Source organism: Corallococcus interemptor (assembly GCF_003668875.1).
Classification (GTDB): Bacteria; Myxococcota; Myxococcia; order Myxococcales; family Myxococcaceae; genus Corallococcus; species Corallococcus interemptor.
Map to the genome: position 1 here is coordinate 1 of NZ_RAWM01000293.1, position 634 is coordinate 634.

General features: G+C 43.5%; 1 protein-coding gene. It reads right to left on the reverse strand.

Annotation, left to right across the window (positions count from 1 at the left end):
- Positions 1-450: hypothetical protein (locus D7X96_RS41940; RefSeq protein WP_208647449.1), on the reverse strand; the 450-nt coding region annotated here is incomplete at its 3' end.
- Between the last annotated feature and the right edge of the window lie 184 nt (positions 451-634).

Below are 634 nucleotides of genomic sequence, written 5' to 3' on the forward strand. Positions count from 1 at the left end.
CTTATAGATCGTTATTGATGAGATCGGCCGCTTCGATCGTTGTCTTTCAATTGGAATCACTCTCAGTCTCCTTGTGCTTGCGGGGCTGAATGACTTTATTGACCAATTCTTTCTCACGAGTTCACCTACTACTCTGTCTTGGATTATACCTTCTCTGGGACATAGTTCACTTCCTGCGGATTGCTCTTCAGTTACCTCGATCTTTCCGTCAGATAGCGTAACCAAATCCCATTCTTTCTCCATAGCTTCTGGCTCTTTGGCTCTGTCCTCCCCGAATTCAAAAAAACAACCTCCAAGCCCGCTGTTTAAGCCGCTTTCTTTGAGTCGAGGTAATATATGTAGTTGAGGGATCAAAAAACAAGATTTAGGCCATTTTCCTCGTATTTTCATCTCTTGCCACTGGAACTTCTTAATTACTACTTGTTTCACCAACCGCGTCAACTGCTTCATTGATGGCTGAACTCCCATGTTGTTGAGAATACTGAGAAGCATTGGGCACCCGAACTGACTTACGACTTGGGAAAGATCGAAAGCTTGCTATTTGTCCCCGTAACTTTAAAGCTTCAAAAACTGCAAAAAACAATCTATCAAATTCTTCCTCCGCCCCGGAATCCTCCAGATGGTCAACCTAGAA